Source organism: Corynebacterium sp. ES2794-CONJ1 (assembly GCF_025660615.1).
Classification (GTDB): Bacteria; Actinomycetota; Actinomycetes; order Mycobacteriales; family Mycobacteriaceae; genus Corynebacterium.
In genome coordinates this window covers 47,539-72,223 of the sequence record NZ_JAOTIM010000007.1, presented here as the reverse complement: position 1 = coordinate 72,223, position 24,685 = coordinate 47,539, and the positions used below count along the sequence as shown (strand labels likewise).

At 54.5% G+C, this 24,685-nt stretch carries 14 protein-coding genes, 1 tRNA gene and 1 CRISPR repeat array; of the genes, 3 read left to right on the top strand and 12 right to left on the bottom strand.

The annotated features are described in order from the left end of the window. Nucleotides 1–36 precede the first annotated feature (36 nt). A complete protein-coding gene (locus N7326_RS08880; RefSeq protein ID WP_259080157.1) occupies nucleotides 37–387 on the bottom strand; it encodes a DUF3817 domain-containing protein in 351 nt (116 codons plus the stop codon). After that, nucleotides 388–786, bottom strand: a complete 399-nt coding sequence (locus N7326_RS08875) for a hypothetical protein (protein WP_259080159.1) — start codon at nucleotides 784–786, stop codon at nucleotides 388–390. It abuts the gene before it with no gap. Between the two features lie 90 nt (nucleotides 787–876). Here N7326_RS08875 and N7326_RS08870 point away from each other — a divergent pair. Then, nucleotides 877–961: transfer RNA gene (locus N7326_RS08870), tRNA-Leu, on the top strand. Between the two features lie 745 nt (nucleotides 962–1,706). Further along, a CRISPR array of direct repeats spans nucleotides 1,707–4,482; the repeat unit is 29 nt; unit sequence CGGATCATCCCCGCTCGTGCGGGGAAAAC. A gap of 70 nt (nucleotides 4,483–4,552) precedes the next feature. On the opposite strand, the gene cas2e is transcribed toward N7326_RS08870, so the two are convergent. From cas2e to cas3, 8 genes are all read right to left on the bottom strand, one after another. Beyond that, entirely contained in the window at nucleotides 4,553–4,903 is a 351-nt protein-coding gene (gene cas2e, locus N7326_RS08865; RefSeq protein WP_259289641.1) for a type I-E CRISPR-associated endoribonuclease Cas2e, read from the bottom strand. Further along, on the bottom strand, nucleotides 4,900–5,865 hold the full coding sequence (gene cas1e, locus N7326_RS08860) for a type I-E CRISPR-associated endonuclease Cas1e (RefSeq protein WP_259080165.1): 966 nt from the start codon (nucleotides 5,863–5,865) through the stop codon (nucleotides 4,900–4,902). Before cas1e ends, cas2e begins: the two co-directional genes overlap by 4 nt. Nucleotides 5,866–5,871: 6 nt before the next feature. Next, nucleotides 5,872–6,516, bottom strand: coding sequence for a type I-E CRISPR-associated protein Cas6/Cse3/CasE (gene cas6e, locus N7326_RS08855; protein ID WP_259289640.1), 645 nt, complete (start codon nucleotides 6,514–6,516; stop codon nucleotides 5,872–5,874). Between the two features lie 14 nt (nucleotides 6,517–6,530). Further along, nucleotides 6,531–7,235: a type I-E CRISPR-associated protein Cas5/CasD gene (gene cas5e / locus N7326_RS08850; protein ID WP_263088510.1), complete on the bottom strand. Its 705-nt coding sequence runs from the start codon at nucleotides 7,233–7,235 to the stop codon at nucleotides 6,531–6,533. Between the two features lie 4 nt (nucleotides 7,236–7,239). Then, nucleotides 7,240–8,379, bottom strand: a complete 1,140-nt coding sequence (gene cas7e / locus N7326_RS08845; RefSeq protein WP_259080169.1) for a type I-E CRISPR-associated protein Cas7/Cse4/CasC — start codon at nucleotides 8,377–8,379, stop codon at nucleotides 7,240–7,242. 15 nt (nucleotides 8,380–8,394) lie between these two features. Beyond that, a complete protein-coding gene (gene casB / locus N7326_RS08840; RefSeq protein ID WP_263088508.1) occupies nucleotides 8,395–8,976 on the bottom strand; it encodes a type I-E CRISPR-associated protein Cse2/CasB in 582 nt (193 codons plus the stop codon). Continuing rightward, the gene (gene casA / locus N7326_RS08835; RefSeq protein ID WP_259080172.1) at nucleotides 8,976–10,598 is read right to left on the bottom strand and encodes a type I-E CRISPR-associated protein Cse1/CasA; all 1,623 of its coding nucleotides are present in this window, start codon (nucleotides 10,596–10,598) and stop codon (nucleotides 8,976–8,978) included. Before casA ends, casB begins: the two co-directional genes overlap by 1 nt. A gap of 78 nt (nucleotides 10,599–10,676) precedes the next feature. Then, the gene (cas3, locus tag N7326_RS08830; RefSeq protein ID WP_263088507.1) at nucleotides 10,677–13,529 is read right to left on the bottom strand and encodes a CRISPR-associated helicase Cas3'; all 2,853 of its coding nucleotides are present in this window, start codon (nucleotides 13,527–13,529) and stop codon (nucleotides 10,677–10,679) included. A 586-nt stretch (nucleotides 13,530–14,115) separates the two neighbouring features. Here cas3 and N7326_RS08825 point away from each other — a divergent pair. Together N7326_RS08825 and acpS are read left to right on the top strand one after the other, a co-directional pair. Then, nucleotides 14,116–23,166, top strand: a complete 9,051-nt coding sequence (locus N7326_RS08825) for a type I polyketide synthase (protein ID WP_263088506.1) — start codon at nucleotides 14,116–14,118, stop codon at nucleotides 23,164–23,166. 2 nt (nucleotides 23,167–23,168) lie between these two features. Beyond that, the gene (gene acpS, locus N7326_RS08820; protein WP_259080180.1) at nucleotides 23,169–23,555 is read left to right on the top strand and encodes a holo-ACP synthase AcpS; all 387 of its coding nucleotides are present in this window, start codon (nucleotides 23,169–23,171) and stop codon (nucleotides 23,553–23,555) included. On the opposite strand, the gene N7326_RS08815 is transcribed toward acpS, so the two are convergent. Together N7326_RS08815 and bcp are read right to left on the bottom strand one after the other, a co-directional pair. Then, entirely contained in the window at nucleotides 23,545–24,195 is a 651-nt protein-coding gene (locus tag N7326_RS08815; protein WP_259080182.1) for a TetR/AcrR family transcriptional regulator, read from the bottom strand. The two genes, acpS and N7326_RS08815, sit on opposite strands and share 11 nt — an antisense overlap. Beyond that, a complete protein-coding gene (bcp, locus tag N7326_RS08810; RefSeq protein WP_259080184.1) occupies nucleotides 24,188–24,658 on the bottom strand; it encodes a thioredoxin-dependent thiol peroxidase in 471 nt (156 codons plus the stop codon). Before bcp ends, N7326_RS08815 begins: the two co-directional genes overlap by 8 nt. Between the last annotated feature and the right edge of the window lie 27 nt (nucleotides 24,659–24,685).

The window sequence follows — 24,685 nt, the reverse complement described above, 5'->3', positions numbered from 1 at the left end:
AATCCGCGACCACTATAAGTCGCGGATTTTTGGTTTTTAATTCAGATCGAATTGCTCTTTAACCTCGCTGCGGCGCCAGTGCTCCACGAAGAAGCTCAAAAAAGGCACGGCACCAGCAAGGGCAGTGACCACCCAGCGAAGCGGTGGCCACAGGGCTTTCGTTCCAAGGTTCAACGTGGCCAGTAAGTACACCATATAAAACAGCCCATGAATCTGACCGATATAGTGCATCCACATGGGCACGTCCATCCCCAAAAGATACTCTGCGATCATGCGCGCTGTGAGCAAAAGAAGCCAGGTGCCAGTGACCCACGCAGCAATGGAAAAGAAAGTTAAAGCTTGCTTCACGCGGCGCTGGCGCTCGGGGTGAACCCGTGGTGCTGCCATCTATATGTCCTCATTTCTTGAATCTGGCCGCACTCTGCGCGGCTGGACAAGCTCATTAAATTCCTCCACAGAGGGCTGATGCCACTGCGGTAAAAACTCCTCATCGATGGCATCAACAGTAGGCTGCTGCTTCTCAATGACGAATTCCTCACCCCGATGGGCGGCCTCCGCGCGCTCATTTTCGTATTGTAGGATGCGGCGATAAGCGTAGACGAAGAAGAAGCCAAAGAATGGCCATTGCAGAGCGTAGCCCAAATTTTGGAAGGTGCCCGAACCAGACTGAAAACGCGTCCACTGCCACCACGCTAGGGCGAAAGTGGCAATGACTAGCAGGGCTAGGAAAATAACGTGCCACGCCTTCACGCGTAGTTTCGGAACGGGATCAGGGTTGATACTCACAATATTTAAGAGTATCAAATACTGAGAAACCTAGACGTGGCAGAGCCATTTTGATCACCTCGCATGTGGCCTGTACAATGATCCAAGCACGCGCTCGTGGCGGAATTGGCAGACGCGCTGGATTTAGGTTCCAGTGTCTTAGGACGTGGGAGTTCAAGTCTCCCCGGGCGCACCACAGCTTTAATGCCACCCTGTGTCATAGACACGGGGTGGCTTTTTGCGTGAAGGAGTAGACTTAATCACGTCGATGTAGCAGGTTTGCAGTGCTGCTGTGATATCAACAACGGTAATTCCTGGGGGCAGTTTTGGGCTGCGGTGCAGAATCGATAGCGTTCAGGGCTTCACCTCGCATCTGATCCACAATTCGTCGGCACTAATTAGCGAGTTTCGGAGAAGATGCTAGGTTTGAAAAAATGCTTCTCCTGTGAGCCTATGCATTAAGGGATGCTCAGCCTCTAGACGGGTTTCTCTGCCTCAAGTCTAAATGGTCTTGAGACCTAGCATGCGACCGTTTGCAGTGCAGAATTTTAGGAGACTTCGCTTTGCTACATAACGATATTGGAAGACTTTCTTCTCTATGTCTCAGGTATTCGCATACGTATGTAGTTATTTAGTCATAGCCTTTGAACTGTTTGTAAGATGAGTGGTTTTGTGAAAATATTGCTTACCTTTTGAGGTGCTTAAGTTAAAAGGGCTACAGATTGTAAAATTTTTGCTACGGCGAAACCTTGAAGCGTTCTATCGACCGAACTCTCGAAAGAGATTTACGGCGATCGAACATAGTGTTGAGGTTCTTTCTCTGAAAGAACTGGGGCTCGACCGCTGGGGGAGAAGAGTTTTATCGTCGTAACAAGGGCGAGCATCATCTCTGCTTAAGCGGGGGAAAACGTCCTATTTATGCAGCTAGATGATCAACGACACGGATCATCCCCGCTCGTGCGGGGAAAACGACTGATCAGAAAACTTTTCACTTTCCAGCTCCGGATCATCCCCGCTCGTGCGGGGAAAACTAGCTGGCCTACACACCGTCAACGGTCGACGGCGGATCATCCCCGCTCGTGCGGGGAAAACGTTACTTGCGACTGGCGCTCGGTTTGGGTGCACTGGATCATCCCCGCTCGTGCGGGGAAAACTGTAGCAGACTGGCCCGCTAGCGCTTTTATCGCGGATCATCCCCGCTCGTGCGGGGAAAACTAGTTCAGCGTGCTGCCTGAGTTTCTGCACTCCGGATCATCCCCGCTCGTGCGGGGAAAACATCTCTAGCAATTGGTAGCACTCGTGCTAACTCGGATCATCCCCGCTCGTGCGGGGAAAACGGTGTCTAGGGCTTTTTGTATCCATAGCCCCCAGGATCATCCCCGCTCGTGCGGGGAAAACTCTGACTGTACTCCTAGAAACCGTTGGAATGGCGGATCATCCCCGCTCGTGCGGGGAAAACCTTGTGGCCTGAGCAGGACTATGACTGGTCTGAGGATCATCCCCGCTCGTGCGGGGAAAACTCAATCAATAAAATCCTCACCTCTGTCTAGGCGGGATCATCCCCGCACGTGCGGGGAAAACCGCGCATATCATGTCCGCCGGTTCACGGGGGCTGGATCATCCCCGCTCGTGCGGGGAAAACGAACAGCGCGGATAAATCAGCCCTTGACACGGCGGATCATCCCCGCTCGTGCGGGGAAAACCAAGCCGACTGCAGCAATCTTATATGCCCTATCGGATCATCCCCGCTCGTGCGGGGAAAACCTGGCGGAACTGCAAGATCAGGCAGTCAGGAGCGGATCATCCCCGCTCGTGCGGGGAAAACAGAGATGCTGCTAACCATAAACGTGAAGAAGCGGGATCATCCCCGCTCGTGCGGGGAAAACCGTTTGAAGCCGTTGCGCGGTCATCGTAACATCGGATCATCCCCGCTCGTGCGGGGAAAACTGCCTGAGGGTCTACAACTGCGCGGCAATATACGGATCATCCCCGCTCGTGCGGGGAAAACTCCCAATTCCAATCTTCCATAAAGTCTTCGAGCGGATCATCCCCGCTCGTGCGGGGAAAACTCTCGTCGTGGTGGTCGCATCGAATGTATAAAAGGATCATCCCCGCTCGTGCGGGGAAAACCTGAGACACCGCTACGCGACGGTAGCCTACTCCGGATCATCCCCGCTCGTGCGGGGAAAACCACCGTATGCTCGCTACCGCTGACGACCTATTCGGATCATCCCCGCTCGTGCGGGGAAAACCTCCGTATCTGTTGGGTTGAGCTCTCGACCCGCGGATCATCCCCGCTCGTGCGGGGAAAACCTAATCAAGCGCGGCGCGGATCTCGCAGCCACCGGATCATCCCCGCTCGTGCGGGGAAAACTTAGTCGACCAGCGCCAGGCGGTAGCGGTCATCGGATCATCCCCGCTCGTGCGGGGAAAACGCATTTATTTGCTCCTTGTAGGTAGTAAAAGCCGGATCATCCCCGCTCGTGCGGGGAAAACACTCAGATACGTACTAAATATTTCTTGTTCGTCGGATCATCCCCGCTCGTGCGGGGAAAACGGCTGGCTATTCCCCCACAGGGTCCTCGGTATCGGATCATCCCCGCTCGTGCGGGGAAAACAGTAGTCGGCGACGACGAACTTGTTACCTTCGCGGATCATCCCCGCTCGTGCGGGGAAAACCTCAGGGCTCTGCGCCTCATACATCATCAAGTCGGATCATCCCCGCTCGTGCGGGGAAAACCCGCTGACGCTGCAGCGGAGCTTGATAGTGGTCGGATCATCCCCGCTCGTGCGGGGAAAACTTCTAGCACGCTACACTAATTTGACGCAACTAAGGATCATCCCCGCTCGTGCGGGGAAAACTTGGTTTGAGGTTTTGAGGTTTCCCTCTCTTGCGGATCATCCCCGCTCGTGCGGGGAAAACCCACATTGAGATGTCGCTACCCCCAGGAGAGGCGGATCATCCCCGCTCGTGCGGGGAAAACGTCTCAAAGGAATTATTGCCGATTTCAGGCACCGGATCATCCCCGCTCGTGCGGGGAAAACCGGGGGCCACAAGGGCCACAAGGGCCGCGCGGGCGGATCATCCCCGCTCGTGCGGGGAAAACAACGTGGTGAAAAAGGTGAACCTGGACGTGACCGGATCATCCCCGCTCGTGCGGGGAAAACCGCTGGTCAATCTTCTACGGGAAAAAAAGGAGAGGATCATCCCCGCTCGTGCGGGGAAAACGTTCAACTAGCGTTTATGCTGCTGGTGCTGCGCGGATCATCCCCGCTCGTGCGGGGAAAACTTTGGCGGGAGCTTGCGGAGGAGGTCGCCACTCGGATCATCCCCGCTCGTGCGGGGAAAACTGTAGCGCTGTAGGGCTGTAGGGCTGTAGGCTCGGATCATCCCCGCTCGTGCGGGGAAAACATTGGGACAACGACGCAAAAGCGGGGCTTGCACGGATCATCCCCGCTCGTGCGGGGAAAACTGTCTTGTGCATGTCGGTTATATGCCTGTCGCAGGATCATCCCCGCTCGTGCGGGGAAAACTAGTAGAGTGCACGAGTCTGCCACAGGCGGAACGGATCATCCCCGCTCGTGCGGGGAAAACTACCGCCAGAATAGTCACCGCGATGACCATGTCGGATCATCCCCGCTCGTGCGGGGAAAACCTAGTCAGATTCCCGCTGACGCTGCAGCGGAGCGGATCATCCCCGCTCGTGCGGGGAAAACACCACGTATGGTGCACGTTTATCAACCTCAATAGCAGTTTACATTGGATTTAAGCCGTCGCCGAATCACTTTAGCGCCGAAATCGGTGTTTCCTGCCAGCACGAGACCAGCCCACTTTTGGCTTTACCTCTTTCGCCCGGCGCGCCTTGCTAGGACGGCGAACAAGATTGACACCCTCCACGTCGACTATTTCCCACTCGTGATTATGAACTCGAAATCCATACCCTTGTTCGTATTCGCGAGTGGTGAACGTCATGATGGCTCGGCCGTTGCCTAACTCCTGCGTTACTAGCGCCCACAGCTTATCTCTAATCCGCGGGTTTACTTTTCCCACAAAGACTCCTGCAGAAACCTCGCTCAACCATCTAGTTAGATGTCCCCGTAAAGAGGGTGGACATGAGCTAAGGACGATGGTTATCATATTTGCTGCTCATAGTTGGTTCCGCCTGCAACCCGCTGCTGTCTGTCATCCCAGAGTTGAATGATCTGATCTTCAAACCAACTGTCATCGTCCGATTTAGCTTCTTCAGGAACTAAGAGAGTTTTTAGATCTTCTACTATTTTCACGCTAAGACGGTTCTGCTTGAAGGCATTGCGGCATGACTTTCTAGTGAAAGTGGGTAAATCGTCGAGCGAGAAGGGCAGATCGTGCATAGCAACGACAGACTCGAAAGCAATGGGTATCGTTATGCTGGCCTTGTATAGATCAGCAATGTCATAGACAAATGATCGGTCGTGACCGGTATGGATGATTCCGAGGCCAGGAGAGCATCCGAGGGCCACGATGGTGGCATGTACTAGCCCGTATAAGCACGTATGAGCGGCTGAGAGCGCGACGTTTATTGGGTCTCCTGAGGAAAAGTTATGCAGATCGTACTGGCGTCTATCCCAAGGTACGTCGTAGCGTTTAGACATATCGCGGTAGAGCCGCCTAATGCGAGCCCCTTCCCGTCCGCGCAGCTGTTGCATAGTCAAACCCGAGGTGTCCTCGCCGTCGAAGCGCAGCTCATACATTGCGCGAGCAGCTTGAAGTCTGAGCCTCTGATTGGAGACAATTTTAGCTTGGGCTTCTAGTAGGCGGGTATTACGCCCTATGGGCCTGCCGTGTGCATAGTATCTTACGCCTTCCTCTCCCACCCAGATGACGCTCATGCCAGAATCGGCAATGGTTGTCATCGCTTGATGTGTCACCCGAGTCCCAGGCCCGAGCATCAACACAGCTAGTGCAGCGCTCGGGATATGTATAACGCCATTTTCGTCAGTGGCAGTAAGAGCAGATGAGCTTTTCGCGATTGTGCAATGCTCCAAGTACAGGAAGCTTAAGCGATCGTCCGCTCGCACCAGCGAACTTGACTCTGTTGGCTTCATACCTGGGATACTCATAGGTACCTAACCTTCCCTAAGCGGGGCTAGCGTAACCAGACCGAAACCATATGCCTTAGCTTTACCCACACCCCTGATAAGTGTCGAACGCAGTAAATCTGGATCGGTCACCTCCAGGGCACCTTCGAAAGTGCAGGATTGCAAAGTGACCGTGCGCTCTTCGTGTCTAAATCGAATACTTGTGGAGTCGCCGACAAAGAAGCTCGGCTGTTCGGTATCGCTTCCTACTGCGAGTGAAACGCCCAGGTGTGAAGCGCGTTCCATCAGCCAGAGCATTTGGTCATCTTCGCGCTGGAGTGGTACTCGGCGCTTCTTGTCATCGCTGCAAAAGGTTTCCTTGACGGGATTTGCACGTAGTCGGAATCGATAACGCTGACCAGTGAGTAAGCGATCGAGGAACTGATCGTATTCTCGGCTTTCCCAGGTCACTTCCTGAGACCACCCAGCTTGTTCCTGCAAATGTTCAAAGGATGGAACGCGGTTGCTGACCATCCATAAGGTTACGTCTCTTTGGTTGCGCTCCAGCCGCCATAAGGAGCGCGGATTCTGGTCTTCGAAGTGTGTGGGAAAGCAGCATTCAACTGCAGCGTGCATAGCTCGCGGGTTGCTGAGCAGTTTTCCCGTCGCCCGTCGTTGTGGGTTAAGCTTCATACGGCTGAGATAGTTCACTGAGCACCTCCTACAAGGGCGAATGGATCATGATCACGAACAGGGATCCCATCCGGGTTTGGAATCGGAGGAGAGAGCCGGTGTCGTACTGGTCGAAGTGCGTGCTTACGGTTTTCGTAGCCAAAACTGATAGGAATATCCCGGATTAACTCATCGGGCTTGTCTCCAACCTCGCAATCCGTCGATATGGGCAGCCTGAGACTTTGAGGTTGCTTACGGCGATACCAATCCGCAGCTAGCCACGGGTGCTGATCGAGAGCGTCATCGAGGGTATCTTCCTTGAATCCCAGCACGATCTTCCCTGTCGGAGTGCATGAGCGTCGACCGAGGAAAAGGGGATAGGCGGGCTTTTTGATGCTTTCAGCCAAACCTTCAAGCAACTCCTTTTCTCCCTCAATACCCACGAGAAATTTCGCGTCGGCGAGATAGTGGCGATAGGTAAGCGGTTTCGCTTTACTGTTACGCCAGTCAATTTCGGTCTGAAAATCCTTGATTAATTTTCCCGCTTGATCGGCTCGTACTCCCAAGCGAAGGCCTACCAAATCACTGACGTCATCGGCCCGCAACCGGCCTTGAGCTGCGGCCAAAAGACCAATGACACCACTTTTAGTCGGCTCGCTCCTAGTCGTTCGGTAAACGAAGCGGGAAGAATCACCCCACGCCTGTAGCGGACCTGCAAATCTTAGTAATAGTACCGTCATGGTCTTAGCTCTGGTCTACGGTATCAAGAACAGCGGCCTCTACAAGCTGGACGATCTCAGGGAGCGTGTGAGCCTCGCCGAAATTTTCAAGGTGGGATCCCTTGGCCGCTGATCCGGTGGCCAAATAGAAGGAGTGGGTTTTCTCGGATCCATAGGCAGTATCGGAGGAAATTGCGTGCTCAGTGAGGCGATCAACGGCTTCCTTCATACGGTTAGATCGCGAGGTGATTGCGTCTTCGAAAGCATCGACAAAGTTGACCGGCTGATCGGCACGGAGTGAAACAGCGAAGAATTCGGGTCGGGTGCGATTGGCAAAAGTATTTTGCTTGCCCGTGGGCATTGACACGGCGAAGGAATCGCAGAAAGCTGCCACGGCACGAGCAGCAGCGGATACCGAGCCTAGAGTTTTGACGAGTTCAGGCACATTGATAGTGGCGTAGCGATACAAAGTAGAGGAATTGAATTCAATGGTCCCGATCATCCCAGCGCCAGCATTATCCTCTGGGGCGTTATCGTCTACAGCCGTGAAGTAGTCGAATTCGGCCTCAAGGGGATGGACTCCGATCGCATGTGCTACTTGGCAGCACGCGTCAGCGTTTAGATCAGGGGCATCGGCAATCATGCGGCCAAATAGGGCAACATCGATGGAGTGTTTATCTTCGACGGCCTTCTTGGCGTCCTTCTTTGTGATCTGCCCACCATTTTCGGTATGAGCTTTGATTGCTAAATCAGCTAGTGCTTCAATTTGCTTACGGGCAAGGAAAAGGAGGTACTGAGTGACTTGTCTCTCGGGAGCACCATCCTCGGTATCTTTCTTGCTCTTTTTAGCAGCTTGCAGCTTAATGCCAGCTGCTTTCAGTACATTTGCCGCAAGCTCTGCAGAGGTGTCCGCGAGTTCCGGGTTCTTCGCTGCGATATTGGCTGCAATACGGTCTACGGCTAGGAGAGTGCGTTCGCCGAGGTCGTCAATGTCGAGCTTAGATTCGAAATCCTTGCGGATAGCGCGCTTCCAGGCTTGTGACGATACTCGCGCGCGACGAGTGCCTCCGAAGAATGTGGATTTTGGAGCTCCCGAATCATCGCGGTTGATATTCGCGGGTCCAACGGCTTGGATAGCGTGGAAATCAATATAGAGGTGAGACATGAGAGGAAACCTTTCTTAGGATTCAGGATTGGTGAAGCGGTATATTTGGCGAGCCCAACCAAGTTGGACAGCTTTTCTACTGTCGGGAAATTGAAAGAGGTAGAGTTCCCGCGCTAGCCGGCCGTAGTCGAGCGGGATGTCTTTACTCCGTAGTAAAGAAACCAGAGTACGAAGGTGGTAACTAGCTGCCTCTACAGTCTGCGCTTGGGTAGCGGATGTGAATCGGCGAAACAGTGAGCTTTCGAAAAAGTCAGCTTCGTTAGTCCGGGCAAGAGTACGCATCGCAGTGCCAAGCCCATTGTCCTTGACGTGCATTGGTCTGGTTTTAGACTGCATGTGGACTGCGAAGAGCGTCAGCGCAGTAAAGACGGCTTGCTCGGCTGCGGAGGGGTGCTGTCCCCGTCCAACGAGAGATTCTGGGAAATTTTCGGCGAGGACTGCCCACGTCTCTGGTGACTCTCCGACAGTCTTACTGGCAGACCTGCGCCATGAAGCCAAATCTGCCTTGGCACTAGGCGACCCTTCTAGGTACTTTTTCTGTAGGCGCTCAACAGTGCGGTAGACGAATGTTGAAACTTGATCAGCTTGAGTAGCCATTATTCTCCTTCCTTTGTAGGTAGTTGCTTAAAAATTTTGGATCTGAACCAAGCTTCGGACTGGCCAAGATTATAAATAGTGTCGTCTTTTTTGCGACCGCGCCAAGCATTCGGAGAGGCATGGGCCGCCAGGGTCCGTCCCTCTTCGAGAATGAGCGCGCGTAATTCGTCCGTCCAGCGCTGGAGTTGCTCCTCTGCGTGATGATGATCAATAGAGAGCTCGCTGAGCCAGGTGCGAAAGCGGGAGTCCACGAGTGAGAAGGCTACTAGCCGGGCAGAATCTCGAGCAATAGCAGGAGCATCCATGCTGTCAGTTTCGGAGCGTGCGATATTCGCAGCAAATTGTCCGAAGGTGCTAATAGTGTCCAAGGTTCTCATGACGGCGGTCTCGGCTATATCCCGAACTCCAGCACCCTCGACTGTGGTTATCAACGCTGGAAAAGTCAGCTTATCCTCAACGATGGTTGAAACTGATGCGGATTGGTTGCCATAAACAACACTTGCCACGGTCACGTTGAGGCTGAAATCGTCGGGGAGTGGACGGCCAATTCTTGCACCCAACTGGGTGACAGTTTCAGGAGGTTCGACCGAAGGGATCTGATCCTTTATGTTGAAATTCTCGATCACCTCGCGCCCAGTTGCCACCTGGGGGAGAAAGGACTGGAACCCACGCCATAATGCTTCTTCGGCGCTAAGTGCTTTGGGCATAAATACTGGGCGCTTGGCCTTTTGGGACTGTGGCCTGGAATAACGCCACGGAGTCATGGTCTCGTATTGTAGTTGGTTGAGATAATCTACTGGATCGCCGTTGGCTATCAGTACCGCGTCGATCGCTTCCCCGTTGTTTCGGAGCAGAATTCGACGCTGTGGCCATGTGATTAGTGAGAGTTGACCGTGGGCAACCGCTGTCGGGCGGGCAGCCGCTGAGAGAGGGGGCTCCTCCCAAATGGGCAGATCCTTAGATCGATCAACATCAGGTTGAGTGGCGTAATTGAGAAGCAAAGTTTCTTTTAACGTGTGACCTCTGATAATTGTGCCACCGAGCCACCCGGTCCAGCCGATTCCCATGGGGTAACCTTTGCCCCCTTTAACGCGAGAATCTCCTACAGCTCCGGACTTGATTCCAGAGTAATCGTAGGCATGAGCGTGGATGAGCCACAGTGCCGCCTCTGCGTAGCTGAGGGGTAGCTTGGAATCGCGTTGCTGGTAGAGCGAGCCCTCCCCAGGACTGTCTGTGATGAGTATATTAAGGTCTTTCCATTCGCCTTTTGCAGTGCGAAGATGAGGGGTCTGCAGGAAGGGTCTTTCAGGATCGAGAAGGTCAAATCGATTGTGTACCGAATTGAGGTATTCGTCGATTTCTTTGTTAGGTAAACCTCGGTTGAGCCATAGGTCTGACCAGTATTCTTCAGGGTCTTCATGCATAGGTTCGTCGACACTGCGTCGAAGAATAGCTAGACAGATGCGAAAGACCGCGAAGTGCATCGTGGGTAGCTCGCAGGAGATATCAATGATCTCATCGCTTAGCTGGAACAGTGAGCGCAGGCTGACTGAATCTACGGTGAGATCTTTCCTTAAAACCGGGATCCACTCTTCGTCGATTAGATTGAACTGTTGGTGCATAACGACCTCCTTTCTTTAGTTGTTTAATTCTAACTTAGCAATAAAAAAAGATTTTTTGCAAGGTCTTGTGAAATTTGATCAGATTTTTTCCACTGTCAGTCCATACTCGCGAGAATAAGCCACATGGTAGCCAGCAATATCAGCCTCTAAATCTGCATCAAGAGCTAGAAATAGTTGGTCACGTAGCCACTTGTTGCGCTTAAGCACTTCAACCTCTGTTGCAGTTAGGACGTCTTGCTCGAGAGCGTCTAACAGAGCGTCAGCAGTGGTTTCATCTTTTAGCACCCAGAAAGGTAAAGAGACGATGCTACGTGCTAAAACCTTCGATAATTGCTCATCGATCTGATGACCGAAGTTGATATATTCGTCCGCTCGTTCAGGAGCAAAATTAAGGGTTTTCAGCCCATGATCGTCGCGAACAACCACGATAACTTCGAGAGCATCCTCGATATCTCGCACCTGGGCACCACCCGCACGTTCCTCTCGCGCTTCCAGGGTGCCTCCCCTCTTTTGGAGCCATACCGGACTAGTATCGGGAGGGACTTGTAAATAGCTTTGTTGGGCGCGCGATATTTTTTGGTTGAGCTGAATCTGAGCCTTTTCTTCGGCCTGTAAAAATTCTGCGGCCCATGATTCTGGATAATAAGGATCGTCCGAGTATGCAGCGGCAACAAGAGAAGCCACGTCCCCAGGGGAGCGGAGGACAGGGCCATGTTTGAGTAGGACGGCGAGAGTGCGCAGTAATGGTGCTCTGCCATAAACCGCGGTGCTTCCTGGATCTAGTGTGGGAGCAAGCTGAGCGTCGGGGGCGGAGCATGCTGCTATATGTACACGTGGGCTGTGGTGGGCTACAGGGCGCTCGTGAGGAGCCCGCTTGTGGCGGTGGAGGCGCCCAACTCTCTGGAATATGAGGTCGATGGGGGCGATATCGCTAAATAGAACATCGAAATCGATATCCATTGATTGTTCAATGATCTGGGTAGACACCACGATCATATTGTGGGGGCGATCGGTTGAATCTGGCCCCAGTCTGTCCACGAGATCTTTCTCAATCCGGCGGCGCTCGTACCCTAGAAAGCGGGAGTGGAGCAGGATGAGTTCGGTCGAGTCCGAACAACGGTCTTTGAGAGCTCGGTATATTTTTTGGGCCCGGTTGACGGTATTGCACACCACTCCGATACAGCCACCGTGAGAGGATTCTTTGATCACCGACTCGATAAAATCTTGCGAATCAAGCCCCAAATAATCCAAGGTAAATTGACTGCTCCGGGAGCTCGGTTGGGTATCGCGCACGAGAAGACCTGTGGCTGTGACAGCACTAAGGAGCGGATAGCCTACGTGCTGATCGAAAGAGATAGCTGCCGCTTCTTTCGATTTCTTACCGATGGCGATCATGCTACCGCTTCTGTAGGCCTCGAGAAGGTCTGAGCGCTGCTGCGGGGCGAGGGTCGCCGAAAGTGCGATTACAGGAATCCCCATGGCCCCCAACCACTCCAAGGTTCGTTTGAGGTAAACCGCCATATAGGCGTCCGCAGAGTGAATCTCATCAAGAATAACGACCTTATTACTCAAGCCTAGATGCCGAAGAGCAAGATGCTTGGTTCGTAGCGCTGCGAAAAGAATCTGGTCGATCGTCCCCACAGAGAAGTCCGCTAGGGCGCTGGTCTTACGCCCGGTAAACCACCAGTGAGGTCTGAAGTTACGATGGGTTTGAGAGTCTTCGTCGGAGATATCGTCGTCATAGATACCAGAGAAGTCTCCCCGAGCTTGATAAAAGATGGCCTGGTATTCATCGTTGAATTGGGCTTTGCCGTGGCTGAGCAAAGTTCCGGCCTGCATATCCGCAGGTAACCTTCTGTCAAGCCATGACATAAAGCGAGGTAGCATGGCATCGGAGGTCGCGCATGTGGGTAGTGCCGCAGTGATGCCGTTGAGGCCGAAACGCGAAGCCAGGATTTCTGCGGCTGCAAAGGCAGCCTCGGTTTTTCCTTCGCCTGTGGGGGCTTCAATGAGCATGAGGCAAGGGCTTGGAACCTCCCGCGCCATTCGCATAGCTTCTATCTGCACTGGCCTCGGACTTGCATTTTCGGGTAGGGAGAAACTGCTGCGAAAAAGATCCGCACTGTTCTGGTCGGGAGCTGGGGTCCAGTGTGGTGGGAAGCGGAGAGATTTAATAGCATCGCGCGCTCGATCACTACTTGAGCGCTGATCGATCAGCGGGAAGAAATCGGTGTTCGAAGAAATCCAGTCCGCCATAATGACGAATCCGCACAGTATCATCTGGGCAGGCGCTGGGAGGGGAGCCTGTGTGAGTGCAATAATGTCTCCATCGTCAAGACCTGCGGTTTTGGCGGCCCTATCCCAATACACAAACCGATCTGCCGCCCAGTGCTTGCGGGCTTCTCGAGATAGAGCGCGGTTTGTTCGTGGTTGAACTAGGTTGAAGGATGGGAAGGATCCGTGATGTCCAGCGACAATCGTCGCTAGGGATTCTCGTGCTTGCCTGTTTCCGTCCGGATTGCGCTGAGCCAGCCACGTTATAAGGCTCTCAGCGCTAAAGAGGCTATGGAAACTTTGGGCCCCTTCGGAGGGGTTAAGTTTTATGAACTCGCCACCGTGTGCTGCGATGCGTTCTTTGAGGCTATCTATTTTTCCCGCAAATGCCAGGCTATGTTTACCAATATCATGTCCTGCCGTAAGAAAGATGGCGAGCTTACGGGCGAGTTCGTCATTGTTAGAAAAGTGGGTACTGATCAAGTCTTGTGAGTGTTGAGGTAGCCAATGATCCCACAACTGGGCAGCTACGCAGGCGGCATCATCGAGATGCCTGGTGAGCGGCATCGATTCACCGGATTGATGGTCGAATTTTGCCCACGCGCCCTTATGGATAGCTATATCTAGTGGCGGTTGGATAAATGGGGGTGTGGTCATGATGTCCTTAGGATATGAGGAAAGCTTGTGATGTATTTCCATTATTCTCGATGAGTGGACAGCGGGGGTACCACGATCGCCCATATATTCGAAAAAGCCCCCAAAACCTACACGTAGGCTGGGGGCTATCCCCGCTCGTGCGGGGATTAGTGTGATCTCTTTATCGCTAAGGGATCATTCCGAAGAACCCTCGGAATATCTGTTTATTCTACGGATCTTACCCACCGAAGGTAAACACACTGCAGGTAGTGGGACGCAAAGCTAAGTCTCGTTAAATGATTAGGGTCTTATTTACTGAAGTGGGAAGCTGCTGTTGCGCACAAATATGCTGCTGATCGTTATTTTTATGACGCTTCCAGCGTGGGATCGTGGGGTTAATTGCAGCGCTGTACTAAAAATTTTTCCGAAAATATGACGCTTCCCTCATGTTTTGTGGCATAGTATTGGGGACAAAATAATCCTGTCGACGAACGACTCCTAAGCGCGCCATTTTTTCTACATAATGCATCTAGACTTAAGCAAAGGTGCCTCGGGTGACCCGACATCGCCAGGCTTTCCCGCATCAATTTGAGGAGAACTTCTCATCGTGACCTCGCACATTAACCACCACGGCATCGAGTATTCGACGTCTCGCCTAACCGAGCGCTTTCAAACTGAACCCTTTGCGCTGGTATTCTCCGGCCAAGGCCTCGATTGGCTCGATACTTTTAAGGATGCTGTAGCCCACGGGGCTGGTCGAACTCTTGAACCCGTCATGAGCCGTGCTGAGGAACTTCTCCAACCAGTGCGTTCCCTTATGGCGGGTACAAATCCCTTCGGATTCGACCCCATAGCGTGGAGCGAAGCGGAGTCTGTGAGCTTCGATCTGGCACACCCCGCGCTCAGCGTGCCTGGCATTTTTCTTGCTCAGTTAGCGGTTTTAGATCTCCTCGAAGCCCAAGGGCTCAACGTAGAAAATGCAGCCGCGCACTTAGGTCATTCTCAAGGTGTTCTCGGGGTATATGCCTTAAAGGATCTCTCCGAGGCAGCGGAGATCCTTGCGATCGCCCGCTTAGTGGGGGCGGCTGTCACCCGTCACAGTGCCCATACCGGCCTTATCTCCGAGGGAGAACAAGGCCCAATGCTTGCCATTTCAGGAGTGAACCACGCGCAGTTGTCTCAGATCATAGACCAGAGCTGCCACGATATCCCACTGCATGAGCGGCCTCATATCGGGTTGAAAAATTCCCGCGATTCCTTCGTGCTCGTCGGACGCCCCGAGGATAATCAGCGAGTCAGGAACGCTATTATTCAAGAGGCTCAGGCCCAGGCGCAGGCCCGCGACAATAAGGAAACTGGCGGCGCTGTTTTGCAGCCGCAGATCACCGTGCTGCCGATTCTTGCCGGTTTTCACCATCCGCTTTTAGCCCCAGGTGTGGAGGACGTTGCCCAGTGGGCTGCACTTTGTGGCCTCGATGCGCAACGCGCCCGGGACATCGCGAGGCAGATTATGGTCGATCCTATTGATTGGCCCCATGTGGTGCTTGCTGCCTATGACCAGGGTGCGCGTTGGTTTCTCGATATCGGCCCCGATAGCGGCATGGTGCCCATGACCGAGAAAATCCTCGAAGGATTGTCGGCGCGCAGTTTCGCGGTTGCGCCTGTTCACGGTCAAGCTTTACTTTTTGATGCCGGTGCCGATATTCACCTCCCGCAGCCTTATTCCGACTTCGCCCCGCAGCTTGTCGAGCGCAATGGCACGCTGTGTGTGTCCACTAAATTTACTCGTCTTACGGGCTATTCACCCACCCTTCTAGCTGGAATGACACCGACAACAGTCGATCCAGAGATCGTGGCAGCCGCAGCAAATGCGGGTCACTGGGCGGAATGGGCTGGTGGTGGTCAGGTGACCGAGGAGATCTTTGCAAGCAATTTAGCTAAGCTCACAGCGCTCCTAGAGCCTGGGATCAACGCACAATTTAATGCTATGTTCTTGGATCCGAAGCTGTGGCGACTTCATGTGGCAGGTAAGGGGCTCCTTCTCAAGGCCCGTGCCGCCGGCGCTCCGCTCGATGGCATTACCATCTCCGCTGGAATACCAGAACCAGATGAGGCGGTGGAGGTGATCGCACAACTGCGTGCGGCAGGCTTGCCGTGGATTTCCTTCAAGCCAGGAGCCGTCAGGCATATACGCAAGATCCTCCAGATTGCTCGGATGGTCCCGGACACCGATATCATCATGCAAATTGAAGGAGGTAAAGCAGGCGGACACCACTCGTGGGAAGACCTCGATGATTTGCTCATGACAACCTATGCTGAGATCCGCCAGACTCCTAATATCACCCTCTGTGTAGGTGGCGGCATTGGTACTCCGGAACGCGCCGCGGAATACCTGACCGGCTCGTGGGCACGCGCTTATGATCTTCCCCTTATGCCTGTCGACGGTATTCTCATCGGTACCGCTGCGATGGCCACCTTAGAGGCTAAAACCAGCCAAGCGGTCAAGGAACTATTGGTGGCAACCCCTGGTATTTCAGGCTGGGTCGGTGCAGGCGACGCCCGGGACGGTATGGCCTCAGGTCGCTCGCAACTAGGTGCTGATATCCACGAAATTGATAATTCCTTCGCCCGCACCGCCAGGTTGCTCGACGAAGTCGCTGGTAATGAAGAGCTCTGCCAGGAGCGTCGTGAAGAAATTATCGCCGCACTCAACCGAACAGCAAAACCCTATTTCGGCGATGTGGAAGACATGACCTATGCGGCGTGGCTTAATCGATATTGTGATCTATCGGGGCCCTATCAGGGGCGCTGGGTTGACCACACATGGTTTAGCCGTTTCGCGCAGATGCTCAGTCGCACCGAGGCCAGACTCAGCCCCGTCGAGCATGGGGAATTCACCCCAACGATTACTGCAGACGCGGACCAAGACCCGCGAGAACTCATTGAACAACTGCTGAGCACCTACCCAATCGCCACCACCGAACTGCTGCATCCTGCGGACTGTGCATGGTTCTTTGACCTATGCGCTGGGCGCGGAAAGCCAGTAAATTTCGTTCCGCGCATTGACGCGGAGGTGCGACGCTGGTGGCGTTCGGATTCGCTCTGGCAAGCCCAGGATGAACGATACCCAGCCGACCAAGTAGCCATCATTCCAGGTATTAGCTCTGTAGCTGGGATCACCGCACTCAATGAGCCCGTTGCCCGTCTACTTGCCCGCTTTAATGCCACCACCATCGATCAGCTCCAAGCAGCAGGTGTTTTCGCCCAGCCGGATAATACCTGTGTGGTTGAGAAGGTACTGCGAAGCCCTGGTATTTTCTGGGCAGGGCACCACCATATTTCCCTCATCGAGCGCCTTGGCAACCGCGACCAGTGGGTGATGGGAGCAGATAGCGCTTACCACGAACCCTCCGGCGCCCACCTCGTGGCACTCGATCCTGAGCTTGCTCACCTGCGGATCCCCCTGGACACCAGCGGTACGCTGCGCCAAGAACTCGCCATTCGGATCACCGTTCCTAAAAACGCACCAGCGAGCAGCCTTCCCATAGTGGAATATGCTGACGCCGAAGCGGCTATGGAGCACCTCGCCAAGATTGCCTCCGGTGGGTTGTGGGGCGAGAAGATCGGCGAGACCTACCACCACCACGCACGCCTGAGTGCCCTAGACTGTACTGACTACCTCACCATCACCGCAGGGCATATCCGATCGCAGGTGAAATCGGGGGATATCCCAGGCACCATCAGTGGTACCCATCTTAATCCCGATATCCTAGTCGGCCCCGCATGGCCAGCTATTTTCCGGGCTTTGAGTGAAGCTAAAGTCCCAGATCATCCCTTATGGCGGGCAGTCGAGGGGCTGCTCAACCTCGTTCACCTCGACCACCATATTGAACTGCACAGAGAGTTAGTTCCCCCTACTGCAGGAGAGCACGTAGACCTCGATATATCGGCCACAATCCTCTCTGTGTCTGACACCACCAGTGGGCGCGTGATTGAAGTGCGCGCTGAGATTACTGAGCAGGGGCGCATACTTGCGACTCTGAGGGAACGCTTTGCAATTCAGGGCCGCACAGGTTCGCAGCCCCTGAGCCTCTCGCAGCCGGCTTTCCACCCCACCCCCTCTTCCTTCAGGGCCCATGCCCGTATTGTCGCTCCGCACTCTATGGAAGCTTTCGCAAAGGTGACTGGGGACCATAACCCGATCCACCTAAGTGATACCGCCGCCAAGCTCGCAGGCCTTCATAAGGGCGTCATCGTCCACGGTATGTGGACCTCAGCGATTGCGCAGCACATAGCGAGCGCGCAATTTACCGAAGGAAGTATTTCTACGCCCGCAGCAGAGATCCTGGACTACCACGTCTTTATGCAAAGCCCCCTCCTCCCCGGTGAAACCGTAGACTTCACCGTTGTACGCATCGGGGTCGATGAACGCGACGGTTATGGGGAAGTGCGAGAAATTACCGCCAGCGTTAACGATCGCCCCGTGCTCAAAGCTACGGCCACGATGAAGTCGCCGAGCACCTTCTATGCTTTTCCCGGCCAAGGCATCCAGAGCGTTGGTATGGGCATGGTTCAACGGCAAAAATCGGCAGCAGCCCGTCGCATCTGGGATCGCGCGGACCATCATACGCGCACCCAATTAGGGTTCTCGATTCTAGAAATTGTGCGCAATAACCCCCCTGCCATATCAGTGGGTAACGAGGTATTCACCCACCCTGAGGGCGTTCTCTATCTCACGCAGTTCACCCAGGTTGCTATGGCTTGTTTAGCAGTAGCGCAGATCGCAGAGTTGGACGAGGCGCACACCTTAGAAAATAACGCCTATTTTGCTGGGCACTCGGTTGGGGAATACACTGCGCTCGCTGCCTATTCCCATGTCATTACCCTCGAGAATGTTGTCGAGATTGTATATCAACGAGGCCTCACCATGCACCGCCTGGTGGAAAGAGACGAAAAAGGTAATTCCCAGTACGGATTAGCGGCTTTACGGCCTCATAAGATGGGGTTGAGTGAAGAAACGGTCTTTGACTATATCTCCACCCTGTCGCAGTCGTCAGGTGAGTTTCTTGAGATCGTGAACTACAACCTCGCTGGTAAACAATATGCCGTCGCCGGCACCATGAAGGGCTTGCATATCCTGGCAGCGGATGCGGAGCAAAAGGCCCCAGGCCAGCGGGCTCTAATTATCATCCCGGGCATTGATGTCCCCTTCCACTCCACGCATCTTCTCAACGGGGTAGCTGATTTCCGTGAGCATTTAGAGAGCCTCCTGCCTGAGGTGATTAATACTGAGGTGTTGGTAGGCAAATATATTCCCAACCTCGTTGCCCGTCCCTTTGAACTCACTCAAGAATTTGTGGGCGCCATATTAGATGTGGTGGATGCTCCAATTTTGCACACTGTCCTAGAACAGTGGGAGGATCGCATACACAATCCTGGGGCCTTAGCGCGCACCATTCTGGTGGAGCTCTTGGCCTGGCAATTCGCCTCTCCGGTGCGTTGGATTGAAACCCAAGATCTCATTCTGCGCCCCCAAAAGGCCCACGGCCTAGGCATCCAGCGGTTCATCGAAGTTGGAGTTGGCCATGCGCCCACCCTGGCTAATCTCATGGCGCAAACCGCAGCGATGGATAAATATCAGCCCACACACGTTGATATCCTCAACGTCGAACGTGACGCGGCGCAGGTTTTTGCCCGGGAAGAATACCCCGCACCAGCCATATTTACCGATGCTTCAGTAGAGGACAAACCAGAGACAGAAGCACCACAGCCTGCAGTCACCCCCGCGCCGCAAGCAGCCATCCCGGCACATTCCACGCAGCCGCGCCCTGAGGATTTGAATTTCGGTGCCGCAGAAGCAACGAGAACGCTCATTGCCTTATGGGCTAAGGTCCGCCCCGATCAAATGGCAGCAACCGATACCATCGAGCAACTCGTTGAGGGTGTCTCCTCGCGCCGTAACCAGCTTCTTCTCGATCTCGGCCTGGAGTGCAACTTAGGTTCCATTGATGGGGCCGCAGACTCAGAGCTCAGTGACCTCTATGCCACCACAACGAGACTGAGCAAGAATTACCAGCCCTTCGGTCCAGTGCTCTCAACCGCGATCGAGGATGCCCTCAGGCGGCTGACCGGTCCCGCATCCCAGCGTCCAAGCTATATATCCGAGCGGATTACCAAAGTCTGGGAGCTGGGGCCAGGGTGGGTTTACCACGCCACCGCCGCCTTAGTTCTAGGCGCCCGCGACGGTTCATCTATACGCGGCGGAGATCTAGCCACTCTTAAGCCCAGCTCGCCCAATTCCAGCAGCGAACTCGATCAGCTTATCGACGCTGCCGTGCAATCAGTGGCCACAGATCACGGCCTCACCGTGAGCATTGCACAATCGGATAATACCGCTGGGGCAGGAGTTAACCAGGAAGCAGTGCGAGAATTCACCGAGAGTATCACCGGAGATTCCGGGGTACTCGCCGCCACTGCACGCACTATCTTGACGCATCTGGGTCTAGAGGATCATTCCCACAGAGTCGACCTTTCGGCAGACGTGCCTGATCAAGAGCTTTTCGATCTAGTAGCCAGCGAGCTAGGCTCGGATTGGCCGCGCACGGTGGCTCCCCGCTTTGATCCTGCCACCGCCGTGCTCATCGACGACCGCTGGGCATCAGCTCGCGAAGATATAAGCCGCGTTCATTTGGGTCATATATCAGCTGAAGACCTCGATCTTCGGGGCGCCGGCGAGAGCGTTGCGCAGCAAGCCGAATATTTCGGCCTTGATGAGCTCGCTGCTCAAGCGCGCGATATGCGACCCCTACAGTGGGAAACCGACATTGCCGTGGTCACTGGTGCCTCCCCGCAATCAATAGCCGCGCGTGTGCTGGAAGGCCTCTTGCACCACGGGGCCACAGTTATCGCGACGACCTCCTCGCTCGATCACCAGCGCTTGGAGTTTTACAAAGAGTTGTATGCGCGCTCCGCGCGGGGGAGTGCGGCGTTGTGGGTAGTGCCAGCCAACTTGAGTAGTTTCAGCGATATCGACCAATTATCAGAATGGATCGCTACTCAGCGTACCGCCCAAGTCAACGGCGAAACGAAGGTAATCAAACCAGCCTATAAGCCCACCGTGCTCTTCCCCTTCGCTGCCCCGCGGGTGAGCGGAACCGTAGCAGACGCAGGCCCCGAAGCGGAGAAGCAAATGCGTCTCTTATTATGGTCCGTCGAGCGACTGATAGCCACGCTATCGCGCATTGGGATTGACACCCATATCGGTCAGCGCATGCACATTGTGCTGCCAGGATCGCCCAACCGCGGCATCTTCGGAGCTGATGGTGCCTACGGAGAAGCCAAGGCAGCTCTCGATGCACTGGTGAACCGGTGGGTAGTGGAAGATAACTGGAAAAATCACACTTCCCTCGCTCATGTCCTTATTGGCTGGGTACGCGGAACTGGGCTCATGGCACACAACGATCCACTGGTCAGCGAGGTGGAGCGCGCCGGGGTTAGCACATTTAGCACCACCGAAATCGCGTCCATTCTCCTCGACGCGATCAGTACACCAATCCGAGATAAAGCCTGCCACGCTCCCCAAATCATCGACGCGACTGGAGGTTTGAGCGATGCTAACCTGGATCTCGCAGCTCTGGCGCGCGCTCAGCAACGCGAGGACAAGCAGGAGATAAGTGATACGCCCTCCACGATCAAGGCGCTGCCTAGCCCCTATCGACCACTGGGAGCAATCCATCCCGACTTCACCAACCAAGTGAGCCAGAATCTTGATGAGATGGTTGTCATTGTGGGTGCGGGTGAATTAGGGCCCTTGGGCAGTTCCCGAACGCGTTTCGACGCTGAAATTTCCGGTGATCTATCCGCTGCAGGAGTCGTCGAACTAGCGTGGTCACTCGGACTCATCCATTGGGATCACGGCTGGCTTGACCAGGATGATCACGAGGTTGATGAGGCTGAGATCTACGAGCGTTATCACGACGAAGTCCTCGCACGCATTGGCATTCGTCGCTTCTACGACGATTTCGGAATGGTGGATAACCTCGCCCCCGAGCTCACCACCATCCACCTTGACTCCGATGTGAGTTTCCACGTTGCCGATGCTGCTACAGCTAAAACCTACGTTGACTCAGCGCCAGAGACGACCAGTGCAGAATGTGATCCTGAAACAGGGGAGTGGCGCGTTGTTCGCCACTCCGGATCGCCTATCTACGTGCCGCGGCGTATGGCGATGTCACGCTTCGTGGGCGGCCAAATCCCTGAAGGCTTTGATCCTGCCACCTACGGTATCCCCGCAGATATGATCGATAACCTCGATCGCGTGGCGGTGTGGAATCTCGTTGCCACCATTGATGCCTTCTTATCATCTGGATTTAGCCCAGCAGAGCTCCTCGGATCCCTCCACCCAGCTCGAGTCTCTTCCACCCAGGGAACGGGATTGGGCGGAATGCAGGCAATGCGCTCACTCTATATTGATGGGCTCCTAGCACAACCCCGAGCCAACGATATTTTGCAAGAGGCACTGCCCAATGTGATGGCCGCGCATGTGATGCAGGGATATGTTGGCGGGTATGGGCAGATGATCCACCCCGTTGCGGCCTGCGCCACGGCAGCTGTTTCGGTGGAAGAGGGCGTGGACAAGATCAAACTCGGCAAGAGTGATTTCGTTGTTGCTGGCGGATATGATGATCTCTCGATTGAAGGCATCACCGGTTTCGGGGATATGGCAGCCACCGCCAATAGCAAAGACATGGTGGCTCAAGGTATAGAAGAGCGTTTCTTCTCCCGAGCTAATGATCGTCGCCGTGGGGGATTCGTGGAATCCGCAGGAGGCGGCACCATCCTTCTTGCTCGTGCTAGCTTGGCCTATGAGATGGGCCTGCCGGTTCTCGGTGTTGTAGGCTTCGCAGAATCCTTCGCCGATGGTGCTCATACCTCCATCCCCGCTCCAGGACTGGGAGCGCTAGGTGCCGCCCGAGGTTCACAGGAATCTCGTCTGGTTACACAGCTTGCCGCAGTGGGAGTGAGTGCAGATGATATCCGCATTATTTCCAAGCACGATACATCCACCCACGCCAATGATCCGAATGAGTCCGATCTGCATGAAAAAATCGCTCATGCCATCGGCCGCAGTCCAGGCAATCCCCTCTACGTGATCTCGCAGAAGAGTCTCACCGGGCACGCTAAAGGTGGAGCCGCTGCATTCCAAATTATTGGGCTCACCCAGACGCTGCGCACGGGCATTATTCCGGCCAACCGCAGTCTCGACTGCGTAGATCCGGTCCTGCGCCAGCATCAACACCTAGTATGGTTGCGCTCTCCTCTTGATCTCAGCGAGCAGCCTGCTAGGGCAGGACTTGTGACCTCGCTCGGATTCGGGCACGTCTCGGCACTGATCGCTATTGTCCACCCCGCAGCCTTCGTGGAAGCGGTGCGACGACAGTATGGTGAAGATCGAGCAGAGCACTGGCAAGAAATATCCGAGGAACGAGAGATAATGGGCTTACGCCGGATACTCAATGCGATGCACGGAGGCAAGAAGCTCTACGAGAGGCCAGTTGACCGCAATCTAGGCGCCACCGGAGAGCACGCTAAACAGCGTGAGGCAGCGGTTTTGCTGAGTCCAACGGCGCGTCTTGTTAATGGAATTTTGGAGGTCTAGAAATGGGTAGCGGGTTTATTGGAATCGATATGGTGCACATTCCGGGCTTTTCGGAACAGCTGCACACAGTCGGTTCGCAGTTTTCCCGCAGCTTTTCACCGAGGGAATTACGTATTGCCTCCACCAAACCACTACGAGACGCCCATCTGGCGGGGCGGTATGCGGTGAAAGAAGCTTTTATCAAAGCGTGGTCGCAGTCGAATTATGGGCAACCCCCCACCATCGATTCCCTCGACTTCTCAGATATCGAAGTTGTTGTCGATGTTTGGGGGCGGCCTCGTCTCGAGCTGCAAGGCCGAGTCGCTGAGGTTTTCCCCTCTAGTGATATCCAAATCAGTATCAGCCACGATGGAGATTATGCGACGGCAATATGTCTCATTAACTTGTAGCAACCGCAAAGAGGTAGGCCACCGCCATGCGCTTAATCTCCCCTACAGTGCGATCAAAATCGGCTTCGGACACGTGGGGATCGTGGACCGCATAGTTGAGCAGCGATACCAACATATGCATGAGCAGCGCGGCAATGACGTGGCGTTCCTCAGCGGTGGCTGTGGGAGCCAAGGGCTTTAATACGGTTGCTAAAATATCCAAGATGGGCCGCTCCGTTTCAGCTGCGGTCGCACGCGTGGCTGGTGTGGATTGCACGGCGTGCCAAACGGCACGCCGAGAGGGGTCGGCGCGCCATAAATCTGCGAGGTGACCGATGAGCTCATTGAGGATATCGGGCCACTGCAAAGCGGGAATTTGTTCGGCAAATTTCTTTAATTCCACCACGCTTTTGGCGGTATCTTCTCGATCTAATTCGCAGATGAGGACATATTTGTTGGCAAAGAATTGATAGAGCGTACCAATGGGGACCTCGGCGCGCCGGGCAACTTCGTCAAAGGTGAAGGACTCGAAGCCGTATTCCACCAGAACAGTTCGTGCTACCTCCAAAATTCGAGAATATCGCTCCTTGGAGCGTTGCTGAGCCGGCCTTCGTCTAGGCTGCAGGATAGGGCCAGTGGGTGCGGGGGAGGAATCATTCATTGCGTAATTCCTTGAGTACTCGGGCGGCGTGTCCTTTAGCCCGCACATTGTACATGGCCTTTTCAATACGACGATCAGGCCCGATGATCAGGGTGGACCTGATCACGCCTTCGACGATTTTCCCGTAATTATTTTTCTCCCCATAAGCCCCGTATTGGCGCATCACCGTGGTGCTGGGATCCGAGAGGAGAGGGAAGTTGAGATTGTGGGAGGCTTTGAAAGAGCGCAGCTTATCAATGGAATCGGGAGAGACGCCCACCACAACGACGTCATCGAGATCAGCGACGAGATCGCGAAAATCTGTTGCCTCCACTGTGCATCCTGGAGTATCGGCTTTGGGGTAGAAGTAGAGGACCACCCGTAACCCCACAAAGTCAGACAGGCTGATCGTGACGCCTTCGTCGCTGGGGAGGGAAAAATCAGGAGCGAGGTCGCCTTCATTCAAACGGTTGTGGGTATCCATAGTTTTTAAGTTTACCTACTTCTCTGC